Source organism: uncultured Pseudokineococcus sp. (assembly GCF_947499845.1).
In the GTDB taxonomy this organism is placed as follows: domain Bacteria; phylum Actinomycetota; class Actinomycetes; order Actinomycetales; family Quadrisphaeraceae; genus Pseudokineococcus.
Genome location: NZ_CANMPM010000028.1, coordinates 1 through 22,804, shown reverse-complemented (window position 1 = coordinate 22,804; position 22,804 = coordinate 1). Strand labels below are relative to the sequence as shown.

Here is a 22,804-nt window from a genome sequence, read left to right as displayed (position 1 = left end):
CCTTCTCGAGGATGCTCAGCGACGAGGGCGTCGGCTGCCTCAGGCGCGGGGCCCGCCGGCCGCCGACGGCAGCCGGTGGCGTCTCGCGGCCGAGGATCAGTCCGTGTCGGACGTCGGAGGGGTGTAGCGCCGCGCGGCGAGGTACCAGCTCCACCCGAGCACGCCGACCACGTAGCTGATGAGGAGCACGTCGGTCCAGAGCGGCAGAGAAGGTCTCGGGTCGTCGGCCACGACGACGACGGACACCCCGACGCCGACGAGGAGCAGCATGGTCGCGCTGCCGAGGCCCCAGACGTCGTCAGCGACCATGCGGCGGAGTCGAGGGGCGTTCTCCGGCGTCTTCCAGTAGTCCCCGTGAGGGACGGTGAACCACGCGAGGTGGCCCCTCTGCGCGAGCTGGGCGCAGCCGACGAGGACGGCCGTCACCAGCGCGACCAGGACGGCTCCGCCGACGAGGTAGGTGGTCCGGTCGGCGTAGGCGGTCACCTTCCCGTCCAGGCCGAAGTGGCGCGGCACGCGCTCGGGCAGGGACACGGCGGACCAGGCGAGGACGCCCACGAGCGCCGCGGTGGTCGCGACGAAGAGCCCCGGGCGCGCGCGCATGGTGCCCACCGTCCCTGATGCGCGGAGGAGCAGCAGCCCGGGAGGCCCCTCGGGCCGGCCTCGACGACCGTCCTCGTCGATCGCCGCTCTCGAACCGCGGCACCGATGACCCCCGCCGCTGCGCGCGGTCCACATCTCCGACGCCCGGGACCTTCCCGGTCGCAGGTCGAGGAGCGCGCCGTGGCGACGAGCAGGATCACCCCCACCCTCTGGTTCGACGGGCGCGTGGAGGAGGCCGCCGAGCTGTACACGTCCGTCTTCGCCGACGCCCGGGTGCTGGGGACCACTCCTGCGCCGGAGGGGACGCCCGGCCCGGGCGGCGTCCTCACCGTGGAGCTCGAGCTGCTCGGCCAGCGGGTGGTGCTGCTCAACGGCGGGCCGGGCTTCCCGCCCACGGAGGCGTTCTCCCTCTCCGTGGGGTGCCCCGACCAGGCCGAGGCCGACCGCGTGTGGGCGGCCCTCCTCGACGGCGGCGGCGTCGAGTCGCAGTGCGGCTGGCTCAAGGACCGCTTCGGCGTCTCCTGGCAGGTGGTGCCGGACGGGCTCGACGAGCTCCTCGGCGACCCCGACCCCGGGCGGGCGCAGCGCGCGATGACGGCGATGCTCGGCATGCGCCGGCTCGACCTCGCCGCGATGCGCCGCGCCGCGGACGGCGCCTGAGCCTCAGGCCTCCGGCGCCTCAGGCCTCCGGCGCGCCGTCCGCGAGCAGGGCGGTCGAGGGGTCGCCCGACGCCAGGCGGTCGAGGGCCGCCTCGACGCGGGTGGCGAGCCCGGGCCCGGTGCGGGCGCGCACCTGCGCGACGTCGCACCAGGCCGCCTCGAGGATCTCGCCGTCGAGGAAGCGGCAGCGGGTGGGCAGGTCGTCGTCGTGGACGCCGCCGTCGAGGAGGGCGAGCAGCCGCTCGGGCTGGCGGCCGTCGCCGCCGCGGCGGTCGAGGACGAGCAGGCGCCCGGGGGAGACGTCGAGCCCCAGCTCCTCGCGCGCCTCGCGGGCCGCCCCGGCGCGCAGGCCCTCGCCGTCCTCGAGCACGCCGCCGGGCACCTCCCACGGCACCTTGTAGGACGTGCGCAGGAGCAGCACCCGGCCCGCGCCGTCGCGCACGACGAGTCCGGCGGAGACGAGGGAGACGGGGAAGAGCGGCACGATCGCGGGCAGGGCGTCGACCTCCGGGTCCGGGTCGCCGGCCACGCGCGCCACGACGGCGAGGTCGCGGACGCCCGAGCGGCCGGGCACGCCGCGCAGGACGCCCTCCCGGCGCAGGCCGGCGCGCGCCGCCGCCCAGGCCGTCGCCGCGTCCTCGACCGCGTGCACCGCCTGGACGCGCGCCGCTCCTGCGGCCTCACGGCGGACCAGGTCGAGGAGGGCGCCGGGGTCGCCGCCGCGCCCCGTGAGGTCGCCCAGGTCCACCACGCCCGTCACTGGGCTCGTCACTGGGTCCACCCCGGGCCCCACCCCCGGGACGGCAGCGCCCCCCGCGGACGCCGTGGTCCGCGGGGGGCGCTGCGCCGGGTCCGGAGCGGTCAGGACGACGCCGAGGAGGTCGAGCTCGTGGCGTCACCCGCGAGGCGCTCGTCCTCGTCGTCCGGCACGAGCCACACGGCGCCCAGCGGGGGCACGCGCAGCTCGGCGGACGCCGGCCGGCCGTTCCACGGCACGTCCTCGGCCCGCACCGGACCGGTGTTCGTCACGCCCGAGCCGCCGAACTCGACGTCGTCGGTGCTGAGGACCTGGCGCCACGCGCCGCCCTGCGGCAGGGCGACCCGGTAGCCCTCGTGGGGCTGCCCGGCGAAGTTGACGACCGCCACGAGCGGGCGGCCCGCGGCGTCCCGGCGGACGAAGGAGACGGTGTTGCGCCCCGCGTCGTCGGCGTCGAGCCACTCGAAGCCGCTGCCGTCGAAGTCGCGCTCCCACAGCTGCGGGTGCGCGCGGTAGAGGGCGTTGAGCTCGGTGACGAGCTTCTGCACCCCCAGGTGGCCCGGGTCGTCGAGGTGCCACCAGTCGAGGCTGCGGGACTCGCCCCACTCGGCGTCCTGGGCGAACTCCGAGCCCATGAAGAGGAGCTGCTTGCCCGGGTGGGCCCACATGAAGGCCAGGTAGGCGCGCACGTTCGCCAGCTGCTGCCAGCGGTCGCCCGGCATCTTGCGCAGCAGGGAGCCCTTGCCGTACACGACCTCGTCGTGGCTGATGGGCAGCACGTACTGCTCGGAGAAGGCGTAGACCAGCGAGAACGTCAGCTTGTGGTGGTGGTGGACCCGGTGCATCGGGTCCTCGCCGACGTAGTCGAGGCTGTCGTGCATCCAGCCCATGTTCCACTTCAGCCCGAAGCCCAGGCCGCCGGCGTCGGTGGGGCGGGTGACGCCCGGCCACGCCGTCGACTCCTCGGCGATCGTCACGATGCCGGGGACGCGGCGGTAGGCCACCGCGTTGAACTCCTGCAGCATCTCGATGGCCTCGAGGTGCTCGCGGCCGCCGTGGCGGTTGGGCACCCACTCGGTGCGCGAGTAGTCGAGGTAGAGCATCGAGGCGACGGCGTCGACCCGCAGGCCGTCGACGTGGAACTCCTCGAGCCAGTACACGGCGTTGGCCACGAAGAAGTTGCGCACCTCGGGGCGGCCGTAGTCGGGCACGAGCGTGCCCCACTCGACGTGCTCGCCCTTGCGGGGGTCGGGGTGCTCGTAGAGCGGCTCGCCGTCGAAGCGGGCCAGCGCGAACTCGTCCTTGGGGAAGTGCCCGGGCACCCAGTCGACGATGACGCCGATGCCCGCCGCGTGGAGGGCGTCGACGAGGTGGCGGAACTCGTCGGGGGAGCCGAAGCGCGAGGTCGGCGCGTAGTACGAGGTGACCTGGTAGCCCCACGACCCGCCGAAGGGGTGCTCGGCCACCGGCAGCAGCTCGACGTGCGTGAAGCCCAGCGCCGTCACGTGCCCGACCAGCTGCTCGGCGAGCTCGGTGTAGGACAGCCCCTGTCGCCACGAGCCGAGGTGCACCTCGTAGACGCTCATGGGGCCGGAGTGCGGGTCCCGCGCGGCGCGCTCGGCCAGCCAGGCGTCGTCGGACCAGGTGTAGGAGGACTCGGCCACGACCGAGCCGGTGGCCGGCGGCACCTCGGCCTGGCGGGCCATGGGGTCGGCCTTCTGGCGCCAGACGCCGTCCTGGCCCTGGATCTCGAGCTTGTAGACCTCGCCGCCGCGCACACCGGGGACGAAGAGCTCCCAGACGCCGCTCGACCCGAGCGAGCGCATCGCGTGCGAGCGCCCGTCCCAGTGGTTGAAGCCGCCGACGACGCGGACGCCGCGCGCGTGGGGGGCCCACACGGAGAACGACGTGCCGGTGACGTCGCCGAGCTCGCTGGGGTAGTGCAGGACGCGCGCGCCGAGGACCGTCCACAGCTGCTCGTGGCGGCCCTCCCCGATGAGGTGGAGGTCGACCTCGCCGAGCGTCGGCCAGAAGCGGTACGGGTCGTCCGAGACGTCGGTGCCGCCGCCCGGCCACGTCGACTCGACGCGGTAGTCGGGGACCTCGGCCACGGGCAGCACGCCGGCCCAGACGCCGTCGTGCTCGTGCTCGAGCTCGGTGCGCCCGGCCGCGGTCGTGACGGCGACGCGCTCGGCGAAGGGCCGCCGCACGCGGACGGTGACGGCGCCGTCGTGCGGGTGCGGGCCCAGGACGTCGTGGGGGAAGGGGTGGGCGCCGTGCGCGACGGCGTCGAGGGCGCCGCCGTCCACGGGACGGCGCGACGCCGGCTGCGGGGCGTCGGTCGCCCCGGCGGCGGGGGAGGTGGTGTCGTCCACTGCGGTCTCCTCGGAGGAGTCGGTGGGGACCTCGCCGAGCAGGCGCTCGACGGCCCCCAGGGGGACGGGCAGCCACTGCGGGCGCTGCTGGGTCTCGTACACGACCTCGTACAGCGCCTTGTCGAGCAGCAGGGCCCGGGACAGAGCGGTGCCGGGAGCGGCGCGGGGGTCGTCGTCCACCTCGGCGACGCCGGCGAGGAAGGCGTCGACGGCCTCGGCCGTCCAGGCGGCGGCGCGGGCGGCGAGCGCCTCGTCGCGGCGGCCGGCGGCGACGTGCGCCCCGGCGTAGTCGAGCGAGCGGAGCATGCCGACGACGTCGCGGACGGCGACGTCGGGGCGCACCCGCTCGGAGAGGGGGCGCAGGGGCTCGCCCTCGAAGTCCAGGACGACCCAGCTGCGGCCGGGCACCGAGAGCACCTGGCCGAGGTGGTAGTCGCCGTGCACCCGCTGGAGCGGGGGCAGCTCCTCGGCCGGGGGCAGGTCGGCCAGCGAGGCCGCGTGCGCCTCGAGGGCCGCGCGGTGCGGCGCCAGCGCGGGCGCCGAGCGCAGGGCCCAGCGCACGCGCTCGCGCAGCCCCTCGACGAGGGCGCCGCGGCCCTCCTCGGTGACGGGGGTGCGGCCGAAGGCGTCGGCCAGGGCGCGGTGCACCTCGGCGGTCGCGCGGCCGAGCGTGCGCGCCCCCTCCGCGAACGACGTCCCGTCCTCGACGGCCCGGCAGGCCTCGCGCCAGGCGTCCTGGGCCCCGGTGAGGAACTCGCTGACGACGGCGAGGTGGCCCGTGACCGGGGTGCCGTCCGCGTCGGTCCACGCGCCCGTGACCCAGCCCAGCGGCCGCGCCACCTGCGCGCAGCCGGCGCCCCACAGCGCCGCCGCGACGACGACGTCGGGGTTCTCGCCCGGCGACAGGACGCGGAAGACCTTGAGGATGGCCGGCTCGGGGCCGTCGGCGCCGACGACGACGCTGGTGTTCGACTGCTCCCCGCCGAGCACGCGGGAGGCCGCCGAGGGGTCGAGCGACCCGCCCGGGGCCAGCGTCCCCGTCGCGCCGGCCGCGCCCGCGGCCGTGGCGCCGGAGCCGGTGGTGCCAGCGGTGACGGCTCCGCCGTCGGTGCTGGCCGTGACGGCTCCGCCGTCGGTGCTGGCCGTGACGGCTCCGCCGTCGGTGCTGGCCGTGACGGCTCCGCCGTCGGGGGCGCCGGCGGTCGTCGCCCCGCCCGCCATGAGCGCCAGCAGCGCGGACACGCACGTCGGGTCGGCCGGTCCGTCGTAGACCGCGCGGCCGTCGGCGAGCCGCCCCACGAGGGAGGCGTCGGGCGCGCCCTCGCGGGGGGCGGGGCGCACCGCGAGCGGCACCTGCACGACGGCCGCGCCCTCGTCGGTGCGCACGGCGACGACGTGCAGCGAGCAGTCCGCCGGGCCCTCGGCCGCGCCCGCCGGGGCCTCCAGCGGGACGACGCCCAGGAGCTCGAGCACGGCGTCGCGGCCCTTGGCCGGGTACCAGCGCTGCTGCGGCGCCCAGGAGCGCAGCAGCTCGAGCAGCTCGGCCTCCGGCAGGGCGTCCGGGGCGCTCGCGGCGCTCACCGGTCCACCACCGAGAGCCAGAGGAAGTCCCGGGCCCCGAGGGTGACCGGCAGCGTGCCGTCCTCGCCGACGCGGGGGAAGCCGCTGCCGCCGAAGAGGTCACGCAGCTCCTGGCCCTCGTGGCCGGGCAGGCGCAGCGCGCTGGCCTGCGGGGTCGCCGCCATGTTGGCCACGCACAGGACGGTCTCGGGAGGCGTCCCCGGCGGGGCCGACCCGGCGTCGAGGACGCGCAGGAAGGCCAGCACCGCGGGGTTGTCGGCGTGCAGCGGCACGTAGTCGCCGAGGCCGAAGACGGGGTGCTCCTTGCGCAGCGCGAGGACCGCGCGCACCCAGTGCAGCAGCGAGGACGACGTCGCGAGCGACGCCTCGACGTTGACGGCCCCGTAGCTGTAGACGAGCGACTGGACCGTCGGGAGGTAGAGCTTGCCCGGGTCGGCCGTGCTGAAGCCCGCGTTGCGGTCGGGCGTCCACTGCATCGGCGTGCGGACGGCGTCGCGGTCCTCCAGCCAGATGTTGTCGCCCATGCCGATCTCGTCGCCGTAGTAGAGGCACGGCGAGCCGGGCAGGGAGAGCAGCAGCGCGTGGAGGAGCTCGATCTCGGCCCGCGAGCCGTCGACGAGCGGCGCCAGGCGCCGGCGGATGCCGATGTTGGCGCGCATGCGCGGGTCGGGGGCGTACCAGCCGTACATGGCGGCGCGCTCCTCGGTGGAGACCATCTCGAGGGTGAGCTCGTCGTGGTTGCGCAGGAAGGTGCCCCACTGGCCGCCGCGCGGGATGTCCGGGGTGTCGGCCAGCGTGTCGAGGACGGGCGCCGCGCGGCCCTCGCGCACCGAGGAGTAGAGCCGCGGCATCACGGGGAAGTGGAAGCACATGTGGCACTCGGGGTCGTCGTCCTCGCCGTAGTAGGCGACGACGTCCTCCGGCGGCTGGTTGGCCTCCGCGAGGAGGATCCGGCCGGGGAACTCCCGGTCGACCATCCGCCGCAGCTCCTTGAGGAACTCGTGGGTGCGCGGCAGGTTCTCGCAGTTGGTGCCCTCCTCCTCGAAGAGGTAGGGCACGGCGTCGAGGCGGAAGCCGTCGATCCCGAGGTCGAGCCAGAAGCGGACGACGTCGAACATCGCCTCGGCCACGGCCGGGTTCTCGAAGTTGAGGTCCGGCTGGTGGGAGAAGAAGCGGTGCCAGAAGTACTGGCGGCGCACCGGGTCGAAGGTCCAGTTCGACGTCTCGGTGTCGACGAAGATGATCCGGGCGTCCTCGTAGCGCTCGGTGGTGTCGCTCCAGACGTAGAAGTCGCCGTAGGGCCCCTCGGGGTCGCTGCGGCTGGCCTGGAACCACGGGTGCGCGTCGCTCGTGTGGTTCATCACGAGGTCGGTGACGATGCGGATGCCCCGGCTGTGCGCCTGCTGCACCAGCTCGGTGAAGTCGGCGAGCGTGCCGAACTCCGGCAGCACCGAGTAGTAGTCGGAGATGTCGTACCCGCCGTCGCGCAGGGGCGAGGCGTAGAAGGGCGGCAGCCACAGGCAGTCGACGCCCAGCCACTGCAGGTAGTCCAGCCGGCCGATGAGCCCGGTGAAGTCGCCGGACCCCGAGCCGTTGGAGTCGGCGAAGGCCCGGACGAGGACCTCGTAGAAGACCGCCTTGCGGTACCAGTCGGGGTCGTCCGACAGGCCGCCGCCGACCGCGCCCAGCGCCGCGGCGGTGCCGCCGGCCAGGCCCGCGTCGTCACCGGCGCTCGCCCCGCCGCCGGCGGGCGCGCCCACCACGGCGACGGAGCCGGTTGCGGGGCCGCCCTGGACGGGCAGCGGGCCCGTGGCGGGGCCGCCGACGGTGGGCAGGGGACCGGTCGCGGGGTGGCCGGTCGGGGTCTGGCCGGTCATCGGGCCTCCGGGGGTGGTCGTGGTGGCGCCGGGCGGGGGAGGCGGGGTCATGCGGCGCCCCCGCGGCGCAGGGCGGCGACGTGGGCGGGGCGGCCGGGGCCGAGGTCGACGTAGACGTCGCGGCCCCACGACCAGCGCCCGCCGGTGAGGCCGTCCTCCGCCAGCACCTGCTCGTCCCAGGCGAGGCCGAGGGCGTCCGTGTCGAGGTGGACGAAGGTCTGGTGCCACTGCTGCGGGTCGAGGCAGACGACGACGAGGACGAGGTCCTCCTCGCCCGTCGGCGACAGGTGCGCGGGGAGGTGGCGGGTGTAGGCGATGACCTGGTCGTCGTCGGTCGGGTGGAACACCGTGCCGCGCAGGCGCTGCAGCGCGGGGTGCTCGCGGCGCAGCTCGTTGAGGCGCTGCAGGAGCGGGGCGATGCTGCGGCCCTCGACGAGCGCGCGGTCGAAGTCGCGCGGCTTGTACTGGTACTTCTCGTTGTCGATCTGCTCCTGGGCGCCGGGCCGGGGCACGTCCTCGACGAGCTCGTAGCCGGCGTAGATCCCCCAGGTCGGCGACATGGTCGCGGCGAGGACGGCGCGCAGCTCGAACGCGGGGCGCCCGTTCTGGCTCATGAAGGGCGTGAGGATGTCGTGCGTCGTCGGCCAGAAGCTCGGGCGCATGTACGCGGCCGAGGGGCCGGTGAGCTCGGTGCCGTACTCGGTGAGCTCCTCCTTGGTGTTGCGCCACGTGAAGTACGTGTAGCTCTGCTGGAAGCCCGCCTTGGCGAGCCCGTGCATCATCGCGGGCCGCGTGAAGGCCTCGGCGAGGAAGATGACGTCCGGGTGGTCGCGGTTCACCTCCGCGATGAGCCACTCCCAGAACTCCACCGGCTTGGTGTGGGGGTTGTCGACGCGGAAGAGGGTGACCCCGTGCTCGACCCACAGCAGGACGACGCGCAGGACCTCGGCGTAGATGCCGGCCGGGTCGCGGTCGAAGTCGAGCGGGTAGATGTCCTGGTACTTCTTCGGCGGGTTCTCCGCGTAGGCGATGGACCCGTCGGCGCGCTGGACGAACCACTCGGGGTGCTCGCGGACCCACGGGTGGTCGGGCGAGCACTGCAGCGCCAGGTCGAGGGCGACCTCGAGGTCGAGCTCGCGGGCGCGGGCCACGAAGGCGTCGAAGTCCTCGAAGGTGCCGAGGTCGGGGTGGATCGCGTCGTGACCGCCGTCCTCGGACCCGATGGCGTAGGGCGAGCCCGGGTCCTCCTCGGTCGCGTCCAGGGTGTTGTTGCGCCCCTTGCGGAAGGTGCGGCCGATGGGGTGCACGGGCGTCAGGTAGACGACGTCGTAGCCCTGGTCGGCCAGCGCGGGCAGGCGCTCGGCGGCCGTGCGCAGGGTGCCGGAGACCCAGCGGCCCGCGGCCTCGTCGAAGTACGCGCCCTCGGAGCGCGGGAAGAGCTCGTACCAGGACCCGGCGAGGGCCAGGGGGCGCTGCACCACGAGGCGGGCGTCCGGCGTCGGGGTGACGAGGTCGCGCAGGGGGAGGCGCGCCAGCGCGCCCTCCACCTCGGCGGAGGCGCCGGCCGCGAAGCGCGCCGCCAGCGGGCGTCCCTCGTCGCGCAGGCCGCGCGCGCCGGCGAGGAGGTGCTCCACGTCCTCGGCGGCGCGCCCGGGGACGGCGGCGGCGCGCTCGAGGACGAGGGCGCCGTCGGCGAGCGCGAGCTCGACGTCGGCGTCGCTCACGCCCGGGGTCTCGACCTTCACCCGGGCGCCGTGCTCCCACGTCGCGTACGGGTCCGACCACGCCTCGACGCGGAAGGACCACTCGCCGGTCGCGTCGGGGACGACGTCGGTGCGCCAGGCGTCGAGGCCCGGGTTGGTGCAGGTCATGCGCGTGCGGGAGGCCTCGGTGCCGTCCGGGCGCAGGAGCACCGCCTCGGCGGAGACGGCGTCGTGGCCCTCGCGGAAGACGGTGGCCGTGACGGGGACGGCCTCGCCGACGACGGCGCGGGCGGGCCAGCGGCCCCCGTCGACGACGGGCGCGAGGTCCACGACCGGGATGCGGCCCATCACGCACATGGGCGAGGCCGTGGCGGGCGACGGGCCGGCGGGGGCCTCGACGGCGGCGGAGGCCGTCGAGGGCGCCGGTGCGGCGAGGTCGTCGTCCGCGGCGCCCGGTGCGGCGCCGGCGGGCGGGCGGGGGGCCGCGCGGTCGGGGGTCTGGCGTCGCGAGGTCGGCACGGCGGCGAACCTACCGAGACCCGCGCCGACCCACACGTGGGCGCAGGAGGATCGTCGTCGCCACGGGGCGGAGCGACCGGCTGGTGGGCGAGGGGAGACCCGGCGGGCGGCGGTGGCTAGCCTGCGCGCCCGTGAGAGCGATCCGACGGTTCACCGTCCGCACCGCCCTGCCCGCGCCGCTGGCGGCCCTCGGCCGGCTGGCGCACAACCTGCGCTGGTCCTGGCACCCGCCGACCCAGGACCTCTTCCGCGAGGTCGACGCCGTGGTCTGGGAGCAGGTCGGCCACGACCCGGTCGCGCTGCTGGCGGAGGTGGGCCCCGACCGCCTCGCCGAGCTCGCCGCCGACGAGGCGCTCGTCGCCCGCGTCCGCGCCGCGGAGGCCGACCTCGACACCTACCTCACCGAGCCGCGCTGGTACCAGGGCGCGACGACCGGCTGGGAGGGCGGCGGCCCCGCCGCCGTCGCCTACTTCTCCCCGGAGTTCGGCGTCACCTCCGTGCTGCCCCAGTACTCCGGCGGCCTCGGCATCCTCGCCGGCGACCACCTCAAGGCGGCCTCCGACCTCGGCGTTCCCATCGTCGGCGTCGGCCTGCTCTACCAGCAGGGCTACTTCCGCCAGTCGCTCTCGCGCGACGGCTGGCAGACCGAGACCTACCCCGTGCTCGACCCGGCGGGGCTGCCGCTCTCCCAGCTGCGCGAGGCCGACGGCACCCCCTGCCGCGTGTCCCTCGCCCTGCCCGGCGACCGCACGCTGCACGCGCACGTGTGGCGGGCCGACGTCGGCCGCGTGCCCCTGCTGCTCCTCGACTCGCAGGTCGAGGAGAACGACCCGGACCTGCGGGCGACGACCGACCGCCTCTACGGCGGCGGCGGCGAGAAGCGCCTCCTGCAGGAGATGCTGCTCGGCATCGGCGGCGTCCGGGCGCTGCGCCTGTGGTCCCGCCTCACGGGCGCCCCGGCGCCGGAGGTGTTCCACACCAACGAGGGCCACGCCGGCTTCCTCGGCGTCGAGCGCATCGGCGAGGCGCTGGGCGCCGGGCTCGGGCTCGAGGCCGCCCTGCAGGCCGGCCGCGCGGCCACCGTCTTCACCACCCACACGCCCGTGCCCGCGGGCATCGACCGCTTCGACGCCGAGCAGGTGCGCGCCTTCGTCACGGCCGCGGTGCCCGCCGTCGACGGCGACCGCCTCCTCGCGCTCGGCGCGGAGGACTACCCGGGCGGCCAGCCCGGCATCTTCAACATGGCCGTCATGGGCCTGCGCCTCGCGCAGCGCGCCAACGGCGTCTCCCAGCTCCACGGCGACGTCAGCCGCGGCATGTTCGACGGGCTGTGGCCGGGCCTGGACGCCGACGAGGTGCCCATCACGTCGGTGACCAACGGCGTCCACGCGCCGACGTGGGTCGACCGCCGCCTCGACGACCTCCTGCAGGAGACCGCCGGCGCCTACCCGACCCGCCACGTCGAGGCCTGGGCCGCGGCGGCCGACGTCCCCGCCGACCGCCTGTGGGAGGCGCGGCGCGCCATGCGGGCCTCCCTCGTCGCCGAGGTGCGCCGCCGGCTGCGGGCGTCCTGGCTCGAGCGGGGCGCCTCGGCCGCCGAGCTCGGCTGGGTGGACGAGGTCATGGACGACGGCGTGCTCACCATGGGCTTCGCCCGCCGGGTGCCGACGTACAAGCGGCTCACCCTCATGCTGCGCGACCCGGAGCGGCTCAAGGCCCTGCTGCTGCACCCGACCCGGCCCGTCCAGCTCGTCATCGCCGGCAAGTCGCACCCGGCCGACGACTCGGGAAAGGCCCTCATCCAGCAGCTCGTCCGCTTCGCCGACGACCCGGCGGTGCGCCACCGCATCGTCTTCCTGCCCGACTACGACATCGGCATGGCGCAGTCCCTCTACCCGGGCTGCGACGTCTGGCTCAACAACCCGCTGCGGCCGCTGGAGGCCTGCGGCACCTCGGGCATGAAGGCCGCCCTCAACGGCGGGCTCAACCTCTCCATCCTCGACGGGTGGTGGGACGAGTGGTTCGACGGCGAGAACGGCTGGGCCATCCCCACGGCCGACGGGGTCGAGGACCCGGACCGGCGTGACGACCTCGAGGCGGCGGCGCTGTACGACCTCGTCGAGAACCAGGTGGCGCCGCGCTTCTACGACGCCGGCCCCGACGGCGCGCCGCCCGCGAGGTGGCTGGAGATGGTCCGCCACACGCTGTCGGTCCTCGGGCCGAAGGTGCTGGCCACGCGGATGGTCGCCGAGTACGTCGAGCGCCTCTACGTGCCCGCCGCCGCGAGCGGCCGGGCCGTGGCGGCCGAGGGGCACGCCGGGGCGCGCCGCCTCGCCACGTGGGTGGAGCACGTGCGGGGCGGCTGGGGCGGCGTCCGCGTCGACCACGCCGAGTCCGTCGGCCTCACCGACGACCCGCTGCTGGGCGACGTCCTCGGCGTGCGGGCCTACGTCTCCCTCGGGTCGCTCGCGCCCGAGGACGTCGAGGTGCAGGTCGTCCACGGCCGGGTGACGAGCGCCGACGAGCTCGTGGCCACCGGCACCGTGCGCCTCAGCCACGTCGAGGCCCTCGAGGACGGCCGGCACTCCTACGCCGGGGAGGTCCCGCTGCGCCGCACAGGGCCGGTCGGCTACACGGTGCGCGTCCTGCCGCGCCACGAGCTCCTCGCGGCGCCGACCGAGCTGGGGCTCGTCGCCAACGCCTGACCCGCGCGCCGCATCTGCGGCGCGCGGCGCCGCCGGGCCCCGTCCGACCTCGTCGGGCGGGGCCCTCGTCGTCCGGGGGCGCCGATCGGGGGCGCCGCCCGGGGTTCTACGGGCGCTCGGCGGCGTAGACGCGCAGCGACGTGGGCCCGAGCTCCACCTGCTCGCCCGGCTCGGCGACGTGCGGCACGACGTCCTCGGGGCGCTCGCAGGTGCTGTCCCACAGCAGCTCCCAGCGGCGGGCCCAGGGCTCCTCCGGCAGGCGCACCGGCGCGGGGCCGGCGCCCGAGTGCAGGACGACGAGCAGCGAGCGGTGGGCCACCGGGTCCCCGTGGAGGAACATCTGCAGCGTCCGCAGCTGCGCCTCGTGCCACCGGTCCTCGGTCATCGGCCGCCCGTCGGGCGCGAACCACGCCAGGTCGGTCGTGCCGTCGGCGTGGACGGGCCGCCCGGACAGGAACGTGTCCTGGCGCAGCGCGGGGTGCTCGCGCCGCAGCGCCAGCAGGTGGCGCGTCGTCGCCAGCAGGTCCGCGGGCGCCCCGCCGCGGCGCAGCGCGGGCCAGTCGAGCCAGACCCCCTCGTCGTCGACGACGTAGGCGTTGTTGTTGCCGTCCTGCGTGCGCAGCAGCTCGTCGCCCCCGAGGAGCATGGGCGTGCCCGTGGAGAGCAGCAGCGTGCCGAGCAGGTTGCGCACCGAGCGGCGCCGGGCGCGGAGCACGGCCTCGTCCGAGGTCGGGCCCTCGACGCCGTGGTTGTCGGAGCGGTTGTCCCCGTGGCCGTCCCGGTTGTCCTCGCCGTTGCCCTCGTTGTGCTTGGACTCGTAGGCGCAGGCGTCGGCGAGCGTGAAGCCGTCGTGGGCGGCGAGGAGGTTGACCGACGCCAGCGGCCCGCGCCGGGAGGCGTCGGTGCTCGCCCCGTGCGCGAAGAGGTCGGCCGAACCGGCCAGGCGGGTCGCGAGGTGGCGCACGCCGGCGTCGGGGCGGCCCCCGGCGCGGGCGCGGGCGGCGTCGGCCAGCCAGAAGCTGCGGACGTCGTCGCGGTAGCGGTCGTTCCACTCGGCGAAGGGCGGCGGGAACTGGCCCGTCCGCCAGCCGCCGGGGCCGACGTCCCACGGCTCGGCCACGAGCTTGACGTCGGCGAGCACCGGGTCCTGGCGCGCCGCGACGAGGAAGGGGTGCTCGGGGTCGAAGGCCGCGACGTCGCGCCCCCGCGCCAGGGCGGGCGCGAGGTCGAAGCGGAACCCGTCGACGCCGTAGGCCTGCACCCAGTGGCGAAGGGAGTCCATGACGAGGCCGACGACCCGGGCGGAGGAGGCGTCCAGGGTCCCTCCGCACCCGCTGACGTCGACGTCGAGGCCGGCGGCGTCGAGGCGGTAGTACGCGCCGGCGTCGAGGCCGCGGAAGGACAGGGTCGGCCCCTCGACGCCGCCCTCGCACGTGTGGTTGTAGACGACGTCGAGGAGGACCTCGAGGCCGCCCGCGTGGAGCGCCTCGACGGCGCCGGCCAGCTCGGCCTCGACCGCCGCCGGCCCGGCCGCGCGGGCCGCGGCGCTGGCGTACCGGGGAGCGGGGGCGAAGTAGGACAGGGTGCTGTAGCCCCAGGCGTTGCGGCGCCCGCGCCGGGCGAGCCACGGCTCCTCGGCGATGGCCTGCACGGGCAGGAGCTCCAGCGCCGTGACGCCGAGGTCGCGCAGGTGCGCGACGACGGCGGGGTGCCCCAGGGCGGCGTAGGTGCCGCGCAGCTCCGGCGGCACGTCGGGGTGGCGCATGGTGAGGCCGCGCACGTGGGCCTCGTAGACGACCGTCTCCGACCAGGGGGGGCCCGGGCGCTGCGTCGGGTCGGCCCGCCGCTGCGGCAGGAGCACCCCGTGCGGCGCGCACGCGAGGGAGTCGCTCGTGCTGCGCCTCCGCGCGCCGCCGGCGCTCGCCGGGCCGTCGACGGGGCGCCAGCCCTCGTCGACCTCGTGGCCGAAGTGCGCCGCCTCCAGCCGCACCTCGTCCGCCAGCCCGCGCGCGTAGGGGTCCAGGAGCAGCTTGTCGCCGTTGAAGCGGTGGCCCCGCTCGGGCTCCCAGGGGCCGTGCGCGCGCAGCCCGTAGCGCTGCCCGGCGCCCACCCCCGGCACGAGGCCGTGCCAGACGCCGTGGGTGCGCCCGGTGAGCGGCACGCGGCGCTCGGCCCAGCCGCCCGTGCCGTCGTCGTCGAGCAGGCACACCTCGACGGCCTCGGCGTGCGGGGCGTAGACGGCGGCGCTCGCGCCGCCCGGGACGAGGTGGAGCCCCAGGGGGGCGGGTCGGCTGCGCGGGAGGGCGTCCGACGTCGACGGCGGGGTGCTGCTCACGCTGGTCTCATCGGCACGCACGGCCGACCACTGTGCCACCGGTCCGCGCCCGGTCCCCCCGCCGTCCGTCCGGCGTCGTCCGTCTAGCGTCGTAGCGGCGCCGCGCGGCCGGTGCGGCCCGTCGCAGCGGAGGTGGCCGTGGAGGGTGCGCACGAGGGCTCGTGGGCGGACGGCGGCGCCGGGCCGGACGGAGGGCCGGCCGCGCTGCTCGAGCGCCGCGACGACGGCGTCGCCGTCCTGCGGCTGCGGCGGCCGCCGGTCAACGCCCTGGACGCCGCCGCGCAGGACCTCGTGGCGGCGCTGGCGCGCGAGGCCGACGCGCGCGAGGACGTCCGCGCCGTCGTGGTCACCGGCGGCGCGGTCTTCGGGGCGGGTGCCGACGTCCACGAGATGGCCGCCATGACGGGGGAGGAGATGGCCGTCAGGGCGCCCGCGCTCCAGGCCTTCACGGACGCCGTCGCGGCCGTCCGGGTGCCCGTCGTCGCCGCGGTCGAGGGAGCCGCCCTCGGCGGCGGCCTCGAGCTGGCGCTGGCCTGCGACGTGCGGGTGTGCGCGAAGGACGCCCGCCTCGGGCTGCCCGAGGTCGGGCTCGGCGTGCTGCCGGGCGCGGGCGGCACCCAGCGCCTCGCCCGGCTCGTCGGGCCCTCCCGCGCCAAGGACCTCCTGTGGTCGGGCGCGCCGGTCGGCGCCGAGGAGGCCCTTCGCCTCGGGCTCGTCGACGAGGTCGTCCCGCCGGGGGAGGCCCTGGACGCCGCGCTCGCCCGGGCCGCCCGCTACGCCGCGGCCGGGCCCCGCGACGCGCTGCGCGCGGCCGGCCGCGCCGTCGACGAGGGGCTCGGGCTCGCCCTCGCCGACGGCCTGGCGCTCGAGCGGCGGCTGTTCACCGAGCTCTTCGCCGGGCCCGAGCGCGCGCGGCGCATGGGCGCCTTCGCCGCCCGCCGTCGCGGCGGGCCCGGCGGGGGAGGCGGCGCCCCCGCGGGCTGACGCCCGGCGCGCCCGTCCACGTGCGCGTCGTTCCTCCGCCCGCGGGGAGACGAGCCTCAAGTCCGCCCCGCGGCCCGCCGATGCGGACCTCGAGGCGCGGCCCCGCGAGGGGGCCGGGCGGCCCCGCACGGACCCGAGCGCGGGTGCCGGGACAGGAGCGTGCAGTGCGACCGACGACCGTGGTGCCCACCGGCGTGGAGCGCCGCTTCGGCGAGGACGAGGTGATCGTCACCAAGACCGACCTGCAGGGGCGGCTCACCTACGCCAACGACGTCTTCCTGCGCGTCTCGGCCTACCCCGAGGAGGCCATGCTCGGGCAGCCGCACAGCATGATCCGCCACCCCGAGATGCCGCGCTGCGTCTTCCGCCTGCTCTGGGACACCTTGCGCGAGGGCCGCGAGCTCTTCGCCTACGTCATCAACCTCGCCGGCGACGGCGCGCACTACTGGGTGCTCGCGCACGTGACGCCGAGCCGCGGCGCGGACGGCGCCGTCATCGGCTACCACTCCAACCGGCGCCTGCCGAGCGCCAGCGCGCTCGCCGAGATCCGCCCGCTGTACGCCCGGCTCCTGCAGGAGGAGGCGCGCCACCCGCGCCCCGCCGACGCCATCGCCGCGTCGACCCGCCTCCTCGAGGCCGAGCTGGCCGAGCGGGGGCTGGACTACGACCGCTTCCTGTGGAGCCTCGCCGGCTCCGGGCGGACGGCGCCCGCCGCCCGACCGGCCCTGGGGAGCCCGGCCGTGCGGAGCGCGGCGTGAGGGGGCTGGGCGTGAGGGGCCGTGGCCGGGCGGCCTCGTCGCCGACCTCCGACGCCTCCACCGCCTCCGCCGCCGCCGTCCAGGAGATGCTGCGCGTCTGCCGCCTCGTGGCGGCGGGCGACCTCGAGGCCCGCGTCCGGCACGTGCCCGGCACCGAGGACGACGCCGACCTCGTCCTCCTTCGCCACGAGCTCAACCGCTTCATCGACCGCACGGACGCCTACGTGCGCGAGTCGGCGGCCTCCCTCGAGGCGGCCAGCGAGGGCCGCTTCCACCGGCAGTTCCTCCTCACCGGCATGCCCGGCGCCTTCGCCGGCGGCGCCCGCACGATCGACGGCGCCCGCGAGTCCATGGCCGCCGCGGCGGCGCGGGCGCAGGAGGTGGCCGACGCCCGGCTCCACCTCGCCGACGAGTTCGAGGCGACCGTCATGTCGGTCTCCCAGACCGTGGCGGCCGCCGCGACCGAGCTCAGCGCGTCCGCGGCGAGCCTGTCCGGCTCCGCCGCCCTCGCCGTCCGCGAGGCCGAGGACGCGCGCGACGCCGTCGGGCAGCTCGAGCAGTCCTCGCAGCAGATCCAGCAGGTCGTCACCCTCATCTCGCAGGTGGCGGGCCAGACCCGGCTGCTCGCCCTCAACGCGACCATCGAGGCCGCCCGGGCGGGGGCGGCGGGCCGCGGCTTCGCCGTCGTCGCCTCCGAGGTCAAGCAGCTGGCCGACCAGACCTTCGGCGCCACCGACGAGGTCACCGCCCAGGTCGACGCCGTCCAGTCGGTCGCCGCGACGAGCACCTCGGTGATGTCGCGCATCAGCGACACGGTCCGCGAGATGGACGCCATGGTCGAGGGCGTCTCCGTCGCGGTCGACGGCGGCCCGCACGGCGCCGCGGCCGACGGCGCCCAGGGCCTGTCCCAGCTCGCCGAGGTCCTCCGGGCGGAGGTCGCCCGCTTCCTCGCCGTCCTGCGCCAGGGCTGATGCCGCGGGCTGATGCCGCGGGCTGAGGCTCGGGGGCTGAGCTGAGGCTCGGGGGCTGGGCCGCGCGCCGCCTCGTCCCTCCCGACGCCCCTCCCGCCCTCGTCGGGCCGGGAGGGGCGTCGCGGCGCGTCTACCCTCGGGGCGGTGAGCGCCAGCAGCCCCGACGGGCGCCCGGCCGAGCGGCCGGCGCGCGTCTACGCCGACCACGCCGCCAGCGCCCCGGTGCTCCCGGAGGCCGCGGAGGCCGTCCTGCGCGCCCTCTCGCTCACCGGCAACGCCTCGTCGGCGCACGCCGAGGGCCGGGCCGCGCGCCGCGTGCTCGAGGAGTCGCGCGAGCGGGTGGCCGCCTCCCTCGGGGCGGCCGCCGACGAGGTCGTCCTCACCTCGGGCGGCACGGAGGCCGACGCCCTCGCCGTCACGGGCCTGTACCGGGCCCGCCGCGAGCAGGACCCGGCGCGCCGGCGCGTCCTCGTCAGCGCCGTCGAGCACCCCGCCGTCCTCGAGCCCGCCCGCGGGCTGGCGGCCGCGGAGGGCGCGGAGCTCGTCCTGCTGCCGGTCGACGAGCGCGGGCGGCTGCGGACCGACGCGCTCGCGGCCGAGCTCGAGCGCCACGGCGGGGCGACGGCGCTCGTCAGCACCATGTGGGCCAACAACGAGACCGGCGTCCTGCAGCCGCTGGAGGAGGTCGTCCGCCTGGCGGCGGCCCACGGCGTCCCCGTCCACAGCGACGCCGTGCAGGCGCCCGCCACCCAGGACGTCGACCTCGCCGCGAGCGGGCTGGCGGCCCTGTCGGTCTCGGGCCACAAGGTCGGGGCGCCCGTGGGCACGGGCGCGCTGCTGCTGCGCCGCGGGCAGGCCCTCGCGCCCCTGGTGCGCGGCGGCGGCCAGGAGCGCGGGCTGCGCTCGGGCACCTCGGCCGTGGCCCTCGCGGCCGGGCTCGCGACGGCGCTCGCGGCGGCGGCGCGCGACCGGCCCGCCGAGGCGGCGCGGCTCGCCGGCCTGCGGGCGCGCCTGCTCGCCGGCGTCCGGGCGGGCGTCCCCGACGCCGCGCTGCGCGGCGACGAGCGGCCGGGCGCCTCGCTGCCCGGCACGGCGATGCTCACCCTCCCGGGCTGCGACGGCGACGCGCTGCTCTACCTCCTCGACGCGCGCGACGTGGCCGTCTCCACCGGCAGCGCCTGCAGCGCGGGGGCGCTGCGGCCCAGCCACGTGCTCGCGGCCATGGGCGTGCCCGACGACGACGCGCGGGGAGCGCTGCGGGTGAGCCTCGGGCGCACGAGCACGGCCGAGGACGTCGACCGGCTCGTCGCCGTGCTGCCCGAGGTCGTCGTCGCCGCCCGACGGGCCCGGGCGGCGACCCTTCCCACGACGCGCACACCGAGCCCGACCCCGGCGGCCGCCGGGTCCGCCGCGACGGCGGGGGTCTGAGCCGTGCGGGTCCTGGCCGCCATGAGCGGCGGCGTCGACTCGGCGGTGGCGGCCGCCCGCGCCGTCGACGCCGGGCACGACGTCGTCGGCGTCCACCTCGCCCTCTCGCGAGGATCCGCCGGGGACGGCTCGGCGGGCCCGGCGCCCGCGCGGGCCCGCGGCTGCTGCACGGTGGAGGACGCCGGCGACGCGCGCCGGGCCGCCGACGTCCTCGGCATCCCCTTCTACGTGTGGGACCTCTCCGAGCGCTTCCAGGCCGACGTCGTCGACGACTTCACCGCCGAGTACGCGGCCGGGCGCACGCCCAACCCGTGCGTGCGCTGCAACGAGCGGGTCAAGTTCGCCGCTCTGCTCGACCGCGCCCTGGCGCTCGGGTTCGACGCCCTCGCCACGGGTCACTACGCGCGGCTGGAGCCCTCCGCCGACGGCGGGCCGCCGACCCTCCACCGCGCGCGCGACGCGGCGAAGGACCAGTCCTACGTGCTCGCCGTCCTGCCGCCCGAGCGCCTGGCGCGGGCGCTGCTGCCCCTCGGGGACGCGGCGTCCAAGGCGGAGGTGCGCGAGGAGGCGGCGCAGCGGGGCCTCGCGGTCGCCGAGAAGCCCGACAGCCACGACATCTGCTTCGTGCCCGGCGGGGACGCGCGGGCCTGGCTCGCCGAGCGCGTGCCGCGGCGCCCCGGCCTGGTGCGCGACGAGGACGGCGCCGTCCTCGCCGAGCACGACGGCGCGGCGGGCTTCACCGTCGGCCAGCGCCGGGGCCTGCGCGTGGGCCGACCGGCCGCCGACGGGAAGCCGCGCTACGTGCTCTCGCTGTCCGTCGCGTCGGGCGACGTCGTCGTCGGGCCCGCCGAGCGCCTCGAGCGCACCCGCGTCGTCGGCGGCCCCCCGGTGTGGGCCGGGCCGCCCCCGGCCGAGGGGCACCGTCTGGGGGCCCAGCTGCGCGCCCACGGCGCCGAGGTGCCGTGCGTCCTGGCCGGCACGGACCCGCTCGTCCTCGACCTGGCGGAGCCGGTCCGCGGCGTCGCCCCGGGCCAGACCGTGGCCCTCTACGACGGCACCCGCGTCGTCGGCTCGGCCACGGTCGAGCGCGCCGCCTGAGGCCCCGCGGGGCGCTCGCGCCGGCCGCCGGCGGTCCGGGCGCGCCCGGCGCCGCGGCTACCGTCGCGGCGTGACCACCGGCGAGCCCTCCCCGAACCCCGACGACCCGCGGACGGCGGCCCCGGACGAGAAGCCCGCCCCCGGTCTGCTGGGGCGGTTGAGCGGCACGGGCTCGTGGCCCGAGCAGGACCCGCTCGAGGCGGCGCGGACCGTCGTCGGGGAGCTGGGCCCGGCTCCCGGCCTGCCGCACGTCGTCGAGATGCCGGGCCGCGGCCCCGGGGCCGAGATGGTCGGGCGCACCGCCGCGCTGCTCGTCGGCCTGCCCGTGGACCTCCAGCCCTCCGGGTGGCGCTTCGTCGACCGCCCCGGGCGCGACCTCGAGCGCGCCCGCAGCCTGCGCCGCTCGGACCTCGACACCCTCGCGGAGGCCGCCGACGGCTGGCGGGGCGAGCTCAAGGCCCAGGTCGCGGGCCCGTGGACGCTGGCCGCCTCGGTGCGGCTGGGCCGCGGCGAGCGCTCGACGAGCGACGCGGGCGCCCGCCGCGACGTCGTGGCCTCGCTCGCCGAGGGCGTCCGCGAGCACCTCGCCGAGGTGTCCCGCGCCGTCCCGGGGGCGCAGCTCGTGCTGCAGCTGGACGAGCCGTCGCTCCCCGCGGTCCTCGACGGCCGCCTGCGCCGCTCCAGCGGCTTCGGGCACCTCGAGCCCGTGACGGCCGAGGAGGTCGAGGCGGGCCTGCGCGCGGTCGTCGACGCCGCCCGCGGCGCCGGGGCCCAGCACGTCGTCCTGCACTCCTGCGCGGACGACGTCCCCGTCCCCGTCCTGCGGGCCTCGGGCGCCGACGGGCTGTCGCTGGACCTCGCCCGGCTCGGCGCCGCGGCGTGGGAGTCGGTCGCCGTGGCGGTCGAGGAGGGACGGCGGCTGTGGGCGGGGCTCGACCTCGCCGGTCCGTCCGCCCTGCCGGGCGTCGACGCGCTCGTGGCGGCCGTCCGCGACCCGTGGCGCCGGGTGGGGCTGCCGCTCGCCGGGCTGGCCGACGTCGTCCTCACCCCGGCGTGCGGCCTCGCCGGCGCCGACCCCGCCCGGGCCCGGGCGGTGCTGCGGCGCCTGCGCGAGGCCTCCGGGGCGCTGGCCGAGGCCGCCGAGGGCTGAGCACGCTTCCCGCGGTGGTGGGTGCCCGGGCGCACTACCACGCTGGGTGACGGACCGGGGGGGACGCGCGTCACTCGTACGGGTGAAGCGGGTGGCGCCGTCGTCGCGCGCCGTCCGGTCGCACGGAGTTGGTCCGCCGTTTCCGTCCAGACCATTGCCCCGCTGTGACGCTTCTGACACGGTACGACTCGCGTCCGCATGTGACACCGATGTCCGCTCTGGCCGTCACGTCACGGACGTCCCATCCGCACGTGACCACCGAGTGACGAAGACCCCCTCGCGGGGCTGTCGAAGGAGCCTCCATGAAGCTGATCAGCGCCCTCACCGCCGGCACCCTCATCGCTGCCGGCGGCGTCGTGGCCGTGGCGGGCCCCGCCATGAGCTCGTCGGGCCTCACGACGCGCTGCAACGGCACCGCCGACGGCGTGACCATCCCCGGCGACCTCGTGGTCCCCCGCGACGCCTCGTGCGACCTCACCGGCGTCACGGTCACGGGCACGACCCGCGTCGCCGCGGGTGGTGACCTCGTCGCCGAGGGCACCACCTTCCAGGGCGCCGTCACCGTCGCCGAGGACGGCTACGTCGGCCTGGTCGACTCCAGCGTCGCCGGCCGGGTCACCTCCCGCCAGGGCTTCGGCGTGACCCTCGAGGGCAGCAGCGCCCAGTCGCTCGTCACGCGCGCCGTCGAGGGCTCCCAGGTCGAGACCGTGACGTGGGTCGAGGCCGGCAGCACGGTCAGCGGTGCCGTGGACGCCCGGGCGGGTGAGCTGCTCCTGTCCTCCTCGGTGGTCACCGGGAACGTGCGCGGCCTCGGGACGCTCTACACCGACGTCGTCGACTCCGTCGTCGACGGCACCCTCGAGGTGCGCGACAACGTCGAGGGCGGCGTGTTCTGCGAGAGCGAGGTCTACGGCGACGCCACCTACGCCGGCAACATGTCGGTGCTGCAGCTCGGCGCCGACGGGCCGGTCGAGGTCTGCGAGCAGATGAGCGTCTGGGGCGGCGACGTCACGGTCGTCGACAACGAGGCAGAGATCGTCCTCGACCAGAACATCGTCCGCGGCGACGTGACCCTCACGGGCAACGACCCGATGCCCACCGTCGGGCCGGACAACCGCGTCCGCGGCACCGTCAACGGCATGCCGCAGTCCGAGGCCGAGGCCATGGTCGCGCCGCAGGAGCTCGCCCGCTCCGTCCAGAAGGCCGCCGCGTCGCCCATGGCGCGCATGGCCGTCGAGGCGCCGACGGTCGAGTCCGTCCTCGAGCGCGAGGACGGCCGCCGCGCCGCCGTCGAGCAGCG

Annotated in this window: 15 protein-coding genes; 9 read left to right on the top strand and 6 right to left on the bottom strand. The window is 77.0% G+C overall.

Annotated features, from left to right (window positions below; genetic code table 11):
* Positions 1 to 96: 96 nt before the first annotated feature.
* Positions 97 to 603, bottom strand: a complete 507-nt coding sequence (locus Q0789_RS15870; RefSeq protein WP_298806955.1) for a DUF1648 domain-containing protein — start codon at positions 601 to 603, stop codon at positions 97 to 99.
* A gap of 180 nt (positions 604 to 783) precedes the next feature.
* Here Q0789_RS15870 and Q0789_RS15865 point away from each other — a divergent pair, with 180 nt between their 5' ends.
* On the top strand, positions 784 to 1,263 hold the full coding sequence (locus tag Q0789_RS15865) for a VOC family protein (protein WP_298806954.1): 480 nt from the start codon (positions 784 to 786) through the stop codon (positions 1,261 to 1,263).
* Between the two features lie 19 nt (positions 1,264 to 1,282).
* On the opposite strand, the gene Q0789_RS15860 is transcribed toward Q0789_RS15865, so the two are convergent.
* The 4 genes from Q0789_RS15860 to Q0789_RS15845 form a co-directional block, all read right to left on the bottom strand.
* Positions 1,283 to 2,035, bottom strand: a complete 753-nt coding sequence (locus Q0789_RS15860; protein ID WP_298806953.1) for an NUDIX domain-containing protein — start codon at positions 2,033 to 2,035, stop codon at positions 1,283 to 1,285.
* Positions 2,036 to 2,124: 89 nt separating this feature from the next.
* Entirely contained in the window at positions 2,125 to 5,976 is a 3,852-nt protein-coding gene (gene glgB / locus Q0789_RS15855; protein ID WP_298806952.1) for a 1,4-alpha-glucan branching protein GlgB, read from the bottom strand.
* The gene (gene treS, locus Q0789_RS15850; protein WP_298806951.1) at positions 5,973 to 7,853 is read right to left on the bottom strand and encodes a maltose alpha-D-glucosyltransferase; all 1,881 of its coding nucleotides are present in this window, start codon (positions 7,851 to 7,853) and stop codon (positions 5,973 to 5,975) included. Before treS ends, glgB begins: the two co-directional genes overlap by 4 nt.
* Before the next feature lie 47 nt (positions 7,854 to 7,900).
* Positions 7,901 to 9,913, bottom strand: a complete 2,013-nt coding sequence (locus tag Q0789_RS15845; RefSeq protein ID WP_366917761.1) for an alpha-1,4-glucan--maltose-1-phosphate maltosyltransferase — start codon at positions 9,911 to 9,913, stop codon at positions 7,901 to 7,903.
* Between the two features lie 293 nt (positions 9,914 to 10,206).
* Between Q0789_RS15845 and glgP the strand changes: the two genes are divergently transcribed.
* Entirely contained in the window at positions 10,207 to 12,780 is a 2,574-nt protein-coding gene (glgP, locus tag Q0789_RS15840) for an alpha-glucan family phosphorylase (protein WP_298806949.1), read from the top strand.
* A 106-nt stretch (positions 12,781 to 12,886) separates the two neighbouring features.
* Here the strand turns inward: glgP and glgX are convergent, their stop codons facing one another.
* A complete protein-coding gene (gene glgX / locus Q0789_RS15835) occupies positions 12,887 to 15,115 on the bottom strand; it encodes a glycogen debranching protein GlgX (RefSeq protein WP_298806948.1) in 2,229 nt (742 codons plus the stop codon).
* A 204-nt stretch (positions 15,116 to 15,319) separates the two neighbouring features.
* On the opposite strand from glgX, the gene Q0789_RS15830 reads away from it, so the two are divergent.
* From Q0789_RS15830 to Q0789_RS15800, 7 genes are all read left to right on the top strand, one after another.
* Entirely contained in the window at positions 15,320 to 16,099 is a 780-nt protein-coding gene (locus tag Q0789_RS15830; protein ID WP_363326156.1) for an enoyl-CoA hydratase/isomerase family protein, read from the top strand.
* A gap of 164 nt (positions 16,100 to 16,263) precedes the next feature.
* Complete coding sequence (locus Q0789_RS15825; protein WP_298806946.1) at positions 16,264 to 16,857, top strand: PAS domain-containing protein; 594 nt, start codon at positions 16,264 to 16,266, stop codon at positions 16,855 to 16,857.
* Positions 16,858 to 16,868: 11 nt separating this feature from the next.
* Positions 16,869 to 17,828, top strand: coding sequence for a methyl-accepting chemotaxis protein (locus Q0789_RS15820; protein ID WP_298806945.1), 960 nt, complete (start codon positions 16,869 to 16,871; stop codon positions 17,826 to 17,828).
* 144 nt (positions 17,829 to 17,972) lie between these two features.
* A complete protein-coding gene (locus Q0789_RS15815) occupies positions 17,973 to 19,256 on the top strand; it encodes a cysteine desulfurase family protein (protein WP_298806944.1) in 1,284 nt (427 codons plus the stop codon).
* 3 nt (positions 19,257 to 19,259) lie between these two features.
* Positions 19,260 to 20,354, top strand: coding sequence for a tRNA 2-thiouridine(34) synthase MnmA (gene mnmA, locus Q0789_RS15810; protein WP_298806943.1), 1,095 nt, complete (start codon positions 19,260 to 19,262; stop codon positions 20,352 to 20,354).
* Positions 20,355 to 20,424: 70 nt separating this feature from the next.
* Positions 20,425 to 21,504, top strand: coding sequence for a methionine synthase (locus Q0789_RS15805; protein ID WP_298806941.1), 1,080 nt, complete (start codon positions 20,425 to 20,427; stop codon positions 21,502 to 21,504).
* A gap of 302 nt (positions 21,505 to 21,806) precedes the next feature.
* On the top strand, positions 21,807 to 22,804 hold a 998-nt coding region (locus Q0789_RS15800), incomplete at its 3' end, for a hypothetical protein (protein ID WP_298806940.1).

What these genes read in the sequence shown, in the direction of transcription:
- Q0789_RS15870 (WP_298806955.1), bottom strand. Translation starts at nt 603, where the DNA reads ATGCGCGCGCGCCCGGGGCTCTTCGTCGCGACCACCGCGGCGCTCGTG.
- treS (WP_298806951.1), bottom strand. Translation starts at nt 7,853, where the DNA reads ATGACCGGCCAGACCCCGACCGGCCACCCCGCGACCGGTCCCCTGCCC.
- Q0789_RS15845 (WP_366917761.1), bottom strand. Translation starts at nt 9,913, where the DNA reads ATGTGCGTGATGGGCCGCATCCCGGTCGTGGACCTCGCGCCCGTCGTC.